This window comes from Alkalibaculum bacchi (assembly GCF_937875145.1).
Classification (GTDB): domain Bacteria; phylum Bacillota; class Clostridia; order Eubacteriales; family Alkalibacteraceae; genus Alkalibaculum; species Alkalibaculum bacchi_A.
On sequence record NZ_CALNCS010000099.1, the window covers coordinates 1 to 8115 of the forward strand.

Annotated in this window: 7 protein-coding genes; 2 read left to right on the forward strand and 5 right to left on the reverse strand. The window is 33.9% G+C overall.

Translation table 11 applies throughout. The features are described from left to right. Positions 1-297 precede the first annotated feature (297 nt). The 3 genes from Q7P22_RS06310 to Q7P22_RS06320 all read right to left on the reverse strand — a co-directional run bounded on the left by Q7P22_RS06310 (position 298) and on the right by Q7P22_RS06320 (position 2357). Positions 298-1347 carry an HNH endonuclease gene (locus Q7P22_RS06310; RefSeq protein ID WP_303862065.1) on the reverse strand — a complete coding sequence of 350 codons (1050 nt, stop codon included), beginning with the start codon at positions 1345-1347 and terminating at the stop codon, positions 298-300. A 19-nt stretch (positions 1348-1366) separates the two neighbouring features. Beyond that, positions 1367-1711: a nucleotide pyrophosphohydrolase gene (locus Q7P22_RS06315; protein WP_303862068.1), complete on the reverse strand. Its 345-nt coding sequence runs from the start codon at positions 1709-1711 to the stop codon at positions 1367-1369. Positions 1712-1940: 229 nt separating this feature from the next. Next, positions 1941-2357 carry a hypothetical protein gene (locus tag Q7P22_RS06320; RefSeq protein ID WP_303862071.1) on the reverse strand — a complete coding sequence of 139 codons (417 nt, stop codon included), beginning with the start codon at positions 2355-2357 and terminating at the stop codon, positions 1941-1943. A gap of 247 nt (positions 2358-2604) precedes the next feature. Between Q7P22_RS06320 and Q7P22_RS06325 the strand changes: the two genes are divergently transcribed. Continuing rightward, a complete protein-coding gene (locus tag Q7P22_RS06325) occupies positions 2605-3171 on the forward strand; it encodes a site-specific integrase (RefSeq protein WP_303862074.1) in 567 nt (188 codons plus the stop codon). 803 nt (positions 3172-3974) lie between these two features. Further along, positions 3975-4772, forward strand: coding sequence for a BRO family protein (locus Q7P22_RS06330; RefSeq protein ID WP_303862077.1), 798 nt, complete (start codon positions 3975-3977; stop codon positions 4770-4772). 1278 nt (positions 4773-6050) lie between these two features. On the opposite strand, the gene Q7P22_RS06335 is transcribed toward Q7P22_RS06330, so the two are convergent. Further along, positions 6051-6278, reverse strand: coding sequence for a hypothetical protein (locus tag Q7P22_RS06335; RefSeq protein ID WP_303862080.1), 228 nt, complete (start codon positions 6276-6278; stop codon positions 6051-6053). A 31-nt stretch (positions 6279-6309) separates the two neighbouring features. Continuing rightward, positions 6310-8115: site-specific integrase (locus Q7P22_RS06340; protein WP_303862082.1), on the reverse strand; the 1806-nt coding region annotated here is incomplete at its 5' end.

Genomic DNA, 8115 nt, shown 5'->3' on the forward strand with positions numbered 1-8115 from the left:
CTGAAAAGTCTGTAATATCAAGGCTCCATAAAAAAATGGCGGAGGCGTGTGAGAGACCTTACAAAAGCGTTGCAATTACTGCATTTGCAACACCTTAACGGACGATAGTGTAACAGTTAATGTCATAAAAAGCAAGAACAACCCCCACCGTTATTATTTTGATGAATAGCATCATAAATTGAGAATTTCATTTAAAAATAATCTTAATAAAGTTATAAGATTACATTGAATCGTTAAAAGTTGCCAACTTGTTAATATCCACGTGTTGGATTGATTATAAAACGTACAACAAATTCTTTATTGATGTTTGTCTATTTTTATAACATGTTCCACACCATTGATTGTTACCTTAAGAGTAGTGGCTGTCCTCTCCTTAATTTTTATATCGGCGTAATGAAATTGCCTATGATGGTTGGGGCAAAGAACAATAATATTTTGGGGATGATCCCAGCCTCCTTGAGATAGTTGTTCAAGATGGTGAGCTTCAGCATAAGGTTCCCCATTAGTTTTAAGGAAAGTAAAGCCACATCCTTCGATAGAACATTTAAAATCATAAAGTTCTTTTATAGCTCTTCCAACTTGCCCTCGTTCATAGCGTTTTACATTAGATATTTTATAGGGAGCTTCTTTCTTGTTACTACTTTTGTTGATGCTCTCTCTAACAATATCTCGTGCACGGGCTTTTTTTTGTTCCTTTGTAAGTCCTTTAAAAAGTCTTTCTGCTTCTTTCTCGATGGATTCTAATTTCTTCCCTTCCTTATTTAGAAGAGGATGTTCTTTGGCTTCGTTCAGAGCTTCGTTTATACATTCGTCTGAGGAAAAATTACCCGATGAAAGGGTGTTTATGAAAAAACCAATACTTTTATGTTTTCTAATGATTTCTTGAGTTGCTTTTGAATTTAGTCGACTGAATCCCTGAGGAAACCAATTAGGCTTGTATCTTACCTCTTCGCTAAAGTTTGCAACAGGAATATTAACCTCAGAAACATCTTTAAGGAAGTAGATCAACTGCCAAGTAATTCCATCGTTGTCTTTCCCCCAAAAGAATTCAGCAAGAGGCGCTTTGTCAACTTTGTAAGCTACATAGCCTGCATGTGTAAATATTTTATTACAGTAAACTAACATAGCATCTCCAGGAGTTAATTGCATCCAAATCCTTTTAAGATAAGGAGAGGATTTTATCCCCCATACTTTGATTGATGTGTCAGCAAAAATAACTTTTAGCTCTCTTAATTCTTTCTTAGATAATAAGTGCTTAAAGTTTTCAAGATAGACACTCCCACATATAGTGTCTTGGTAGTGTTTTTTTGCTGCTCCGCCTCCTGTAAAATAATAAAGGTTTTCCATTTTCAACTTCCTCCTCAATCTAGAACTCAGTGTATTTCCTGGCATTTCCACGAGCTTTTTCGATAGGATATTTCTGATGGTTTTTTAAAATCTTTTTTTGTGTTGCTTCAATTACATCAATTCCATATGTATGGCTTAAAAGTAGGAGATAAATAAACACATCTGCTATTTCATCTCGTAAACAATCTATTTTATCCTCTGAAATAGATTGGTCTTCTTTTAGCCACTGAAATAACTCAAGAAGTTCCGCTGCTTCAATACTAATAGAAACAGCAAGATTTTTGGGAGAATGAAATTGTTTCCAGTCTCTTTCATCTCGAAACGTGAGGACAGCTTTCACAAGATTATTTATTTCCTGATTCATCAAATTCCCTCCGATTTAATAAAATTACTTTTTTGCAAATAATCCCTATCCTTGTCATTATAAAAAAGACAGATAAACAAAAAACACAAAATATTTCTTTTAAAGAATAAATTTATTTTCTTTTTATAATATGCTTCTTACATTATTTTTATATCCAAGTTCAGATATGAATTGTTCTTGTAATTTCTTCATGTTCCTTAAATAAATGTAAAATTTCTTATTTGTACTATCAACAACAAAGAACCTCTTTATTTCTTTTTTTTTCTAAATGGGATTTTAGATTATCAATAGGACAAATACCACGCATAAACTCTCCTTCTTGCAATCTTCTTGGGAATTCTAAACCTGAGATATTAAGAATAATAAATTGCATATTTCCCCCCCGATTATCCCTTGCATGGAGCTCTCCACCTATAGAAGTAACAACAACTGTAGTTCTACCTATATTTGTAATCACAAAAGAAAAGCTAGGATTTCTTTCACATCCGCAACCTATAAATTCAACTAAATTAACATCTAACCTTAGCTTTTTTAATTCTTTCCAGTGCATAAAAATACACCAACCTATTGTCCAGCACAAACTAACTGTTGCAATGATGGCACCATAAAAAGCAGCTAGTTGAGTTAAAATCAAGTTTTCAAACAAGAAAATCCCTCCAAGTGCAAACTTAATACCAAAATGTTATATTATTATAATAATTTAGATGTCACTTATTTACATTATGTTGCATTCGTTAAAACCACCTAAAGCCAGTTATAGCAATAGTTTACATCACTTTTAGACATCAATCATTGTTCAATGTTGATTTTAAATGACTCATAATGTATTATGACAAGCATTGAATGCCATTCAAACACCCTTTAATATCTAGCTTGAAAGGAGCGTATCAACATTGGAATTTGTTCAGCCTATTAGAGACAAGCGCAAGATTGAGGCCATGAAAAAAGTTTTAAAGAGTGAAAGTGTGAGGGATTACGCACTCTTTGTCTTAGGAATCAATTCAGGTCTCCGTATTTCAGACCTCCTTGCTTTATCAGTTGATGATGTAACAACAGAGACAGGAAACATAAAGGAACGGATTACACTAAAAGAGAATAAGACAGGCAAGACAAAAGACTTTCCAATAGGAACATCCGCACATAAAGCCCTTAAAGAATATTTAGATACATCCAGTTTAGAAACAACATCACCTCTCTTTCTTTCAAGAAAAGGAACTAAGGCCATACGAAGAGAGCAAGCTTACCGAATCCTTAACAACGCAGCCAGAACAGTAGGTATTAAAGACAAGATAGGAACCCATACGTTAAGAAAAACATTTGCATACCATGCCTATAAGAGCGGTTACGACTTGTCTATGATACAGAAGTTATTGAATCATTCAGCACCTTCTGTAACGCTAAGATACATAGGCATTACTCAAGAAGAGATGGACGACGTTTACTTGACGTTGAACCTTTAAGATAAAGAAAGAAGAGAAGAGAATAACTTATTTACTTTAAGTCGTATTCTTTTGTATTAAGAACACCCCCGCACTTGGGGGGTTAGAGAAAAGGGACGTTACACTATATAAAGGCGCTCATAAAAATTTATGCCTAATTTTAACGACATTGTACCTCAATTTAACAATGACATGTCATCTGTTTTCCCTTCTTATTTCAATAAAATGAAATTCAATTAGATATATTGGCTATTCAAGCTGTTCTGCTCACTTTTCCCTTTATTTCGACCTGCCAGAATCGCTCACAACATGCCTAACTTTACATAGAGGTATGTTGATATATCTCATAAAACAGCCTTATTTACTACAAAGAAAAGAGACAGAGCAGTTATTCATCTGCTTACTTTATTGAATTCAGTATTTAACTACCATGAATATATTATGAGGTTTATCTAAAAAAGACTTTAATATCAACGCTAAGAGGTCTATCTACTGTTAAGCCAGTCTTTATATTCCTTGGTTGAATAATTGTCATAGAAATGATTTTGAAGGCTTAATGTCGCCTTGAATTAAATATAACAAGGTATGAATTAATATCTTTACTATTTTTGTCTTGTATTCAAGTTGGGTAGGATTAAAGAGAACCCTTGTAGCTTTAAGTTACAAAGGCTCTCTTCATTAAATTTTGGAGGGAGTTTATTTTGAAAGGTGTTTATGTTAGGAATGACATTTACTTCCATTGCTTTTGAATCATGTTGTTGGACTATGGCGTAAAGCTGTAGTCCTCTTTTATTTTATCTAAACTTACAAAGGAGTATTTTAAAATGACAGAATTAACAGGAGCAAATGCAATGGAGATTTTTAATTTTGATGATGATGTAGAGAAGCAGGTAAGAGTTATTGTAGATGATAAAGGTGAACCTTGGTTTGTAGCTAAAGATGTAGCCGAGATACTTGGTTATGCCCTTCCACGAAAAGCTGTACTAGATCATTGTATGTCTGCATTACAAATAAAATATACCGAAGCACTACTGTTAGAGAGTTCCAAAATGGAACGCACTACAGGTAGGGGTGGGCTGCGTGCTAACACTACTATAAAAATTATACCTATTGGAGATGTTTGCAGACTTATTGTTGGGTCTAAGCTACCTTCAGCACAACGTTTTGAACGTTGGGTATTTGATGAAGTCTTGCCTACTATACTTAAACATGGTGTTTACGCCACACCAGTGACACTAGAGAAAATGCTCGATGATCCTGACACTATGATATCAATGTTGAATGTTATTAAAGAAGAGCGAAAAAAGAGAGCCGAAATTGAACAGGAGAACGCCACACTAAAACCTAAAGCTCTTGTCTTTGATACACACTATGCTCAAGGGAACGTAGTTTCAGCTTGTGAGTTTGTAAGAACACTTGATGGTATAGATAAAATAAAGTTTAAACGTAGAATGGCAGAATTGGGCTATTTCTATAAGCTGCCTACACGTAGTACATATCGTGTATATTCTAAATACTTAGGCCCCGATAAGTTGTTCATGGAGAAACATTATGTACGTTATGATCAATTTACTGTTCGTATTTCTTATGTCCTAATACCTACTAGAATAATGAGACACTAGTCTATTATCATTGTCTATTAGCAGAATAGAGCAATGAGAGTAGAAAACACAGGCACTAAGGTTTACCAAGGACACTCTTACATGAGCGTTATTGCTAACGAAAAATAAAAGCCCCTGTAGCGTAATGAGGCTACAAGAGGCCATCTATGATGTTAATAAAGGTGTCATAATAGCCCTTAAGTTAAAATGATAGGGATTAATGACATCTGATTAAAAGAGTTCTACAACAACAAGATAATGAATGTCTTTAAAATGTAGTAGTGAAGGACTGTAAGTAATAACAAGTCTTGTCCTGTCTACAGGCTTATTAAGCTAGACTTAGCTATCTTAATCTTAAGAAGGGTAAAGTACGTTAATATGATGTTGATTGTCTCATCCATTTGTATATGACACTTTGTCTTTAGTCCAGTTATACAAGCAAGAGTGAGAGTCAAGCATATCTAAAGTTTTCTTCATGTCTTTTAGTGTAACTAACTAATCATGAAGATTGCTTTACTACTTCTTGAGAATTCTCTTATTAAGGAAGTTATTAATACATATTATTTAATACATCATAATCATCATTACCTTAGATACACTTAAGTACACTTAAGTATCTTAAGTAATCTTAAGTTTTCTTTTTGTTCTCTTTTGTTTACCCCTATAGGTGTCCACTAATTTAAATCCACGTCTTTTTATAGCTAAAAGAAGATACTAAAAAATTAGTGTTTATCTTTTATTTGACATGTCCATTATCACTGTTCTTTACTGGTCTTTATTTCTTTTAAGACACGTTCTTACCTTAAGGATATCTTACATGTTTGTTATTCTTTTTACTTCTTATTTTCTCAATCATCATCTTTTTGCTTTTATCATTTTTTTACCCCTTTCGTTCTCTTTAGTTTTCTTTTTGTTTATTCATAAGGTGTCCATTAATTCATAACCCAGTATTCATGAGATTTCACACGATTATGAATACAATGAAATAAAATAGCCATTTGTGCTATGGAATTTAAACAAGTTTAGTTAGCTGTGAAATATTGATTCATGGAGGATATAGTTAATAGGTGATGTCGTTTTTATTATATTTCTCTAAAAAGGGTATCAGGACACCTCTAGGGTGTTCAAAGTTGATTTGTTGGTGTAATTAATCGTCTTGAGAAAAGGGAGAGTGCTTGGGGTTATTTTGAGACGTTAAGAAAAAAATAGAAGAGGTCAGTTTATCATAATTCCGTACCTCTTCTATCTGATTACAACTACTTGTAAGATCCTACGTGGCCTGGGTGAAACGTCTTGTAGCTAATTCCTAGCAATTCCTAAGTTAGCTCTTGAAAAGACAATATGGAGTCTACCAATCCAGAAACAATCGTCTAAGTAGTTTTTATTCTTGTAATTTTCATGGTGATAAAACTCTAAGCCTTTGACTTCATTTTTAGGGAGAACGTCAATAAAAAAATCAGCTTGTTTTACTCCTGTAAGTTGAGCAAAAAATGAGAGCGTTAATTCAGTAAGTCTTGTAATAGTCATGGCTTATAGTTGCCTCCTAATTATTTTTTAGTCAGTAGGAGAAATAATTGTTATATCCTCCTTGTTCTTTAATTGCTTGTACAAGTGGCTCTAAGTTAACTTCCGGTGTAACCTTAATTGTTAGTTCTTTATAAATTATTCTGATATCGTAATCTTTGCCGTAACGATCAAGAGTAATGTCTTTACCTTGTTCATGTCCGATTACTTGCTTAATGAACCTTGGCTTTATCTGTTTTTGTTTACATAGGTTTGCAAAAGTATGCCTAAAGCTGTGAAAGACTTTTTTCCCTACTTTCTCTTCCTCTTTCTTGTCCTTGACTCCTATTTTTTCAATATACCTATTGAACCATTTGCTGATGTTGTCGCTATACTTTCCATTAGCTCCTCTTTTTTCAAGAGTAGGGAAGAGGCGTTCTTCTTTTCTTGTTCTCATGTTTTCTACATATTCAAGAAAATTAAGCTGATAAAGAACAGGAGGAAGAGGGACTAAGCGTTCAGAGGCTAAACTTTTTACGTGTTTATCATTTTTCCCATTGATGTAAAAACAGAGCATATTTTTCTCTTCTCTAATATCTGTTAAATAGAGTTGACATATTTCCTCTATACGCATTCCAGAAACAAGAGAGATGATAGGAACCCAATATCTTGCTGGATCACCTTTAGAAGCTTTTAAATAACTTTTAGGATTAAATATTTTGCCTAAGTCTTTTGGTGTGAATACTGCTCTTTGTTGAGATTGTCTTCTTTTAGGCTGTTTGAATTTCATTACTGTTGCTAAACCCTCTTTTACAGGATAGCCTCTGTCTCTAGCCCAATTAAGAAAACCTCCTATTTTTATTGACCGATTAGATAGAGTACAAGGTGATAACTTATCCTTTTCGGGAATATCCATATCACTTAGTTCTCTTAAGCTTTTATCTGCATATTTAGGATTTTTGACTCTGTTTTTAGGTATTCTTAAAAAGCGGTTTCTAGCGTCTCTCATATGTTCAGAGGATAACTCCCCAATAGGCATATCTCCTATCATTTCTATAAAATCTTTAACCATAGGCTCATTATCTTGTCTTGTTCGTTCAGTCCATTCTTTTAGTTGTAGTTTGTCTTTAACAAACTCTTCAAGAACGACAGACAACAAAGGCCCCTTATCAACTTCTTTTTCTTCTTCATGAGATAAGGAAATAGGCTGAACCATAGAAAAATTATCTTGAGTTTCAGGGAAAAATAAAGCCTTACTTTCAATTGATGAATAATCTCCTAATGTCCTTTTTTGCAAGACCTCAAGTGCCTGAATTTGGGCCTTAAGCATTTCTCGACAAAGGATAGAGAATGAATCACTATCTTCTGGTATATCAATGTTTTGCTCTTTCAATAGCTCTTGAGCATGAAATTTCATTCTCCTATGATCACTTAAAGTGAGAGCTTCCCAACTATCCTGTTTAAGAGAAGACCATACTTCACTTTGTCTTTCAATATCCCCTAGCGTGATTCCTGTCTTTCTTGTAGTGGCCCGTTCTCGCTCATCATTATCAAGATTATCTTTTAACCATTGATTGACAAGGACTCTTATTTCATCCTTGCTTAGCTCTTTCATTGCCCTATATTTCCCCCTTCGTATGTCTTTAAAGAATATCGAAAGTTCCCACGCAAGATGTTGAGCTTTCTTTTCTGCTTTTTTGAGTCGTGAAGTCTTGAGAGAGATATTAATTTCTGTCATTTTTAAATGCTCTTTGATGTCTTTGGGAACCCTCATTCTAAAGTGAAGGATTTCGCCTCTTTGGACAAGATAGAGCGGGAATGATGATAAAGAAAAGCCGACTACCATATGAATTTTCACCCT

Bases quoted from the DNA above. Each gene is read 5' to 3' on its own strand.
- Q7P22_RS06310 (WP_303862065.1), bottom strand. From the start codon at position 1,347: ATGGAAAACCTTTATTATTTTACAGGAGGCGGAGCAGCAAAAAAACAC.
- Q7P22_RS06315 (WP_303862068.1), bottom strand. From the start codon at position 1,711: ATGAATCAGGAAATAAATAATCTTGTGAAAGCTGTCCTCACGTTTCGA.
- Q7P22_RS06330 (WP_303862077.1), top strand. From the start codon at position 3,975: ATGACAGAATTAACAGGAGCAAATGCAATGGAGATTTTTAATTTTGAT.
- Q7P22_RS06335 (WP_303862080.1), bottom strand. From the start codon at position 6,278: ATGACTATTACAAGACTTACTGAATTAACGCTCTCATTTTTTGCTCAA.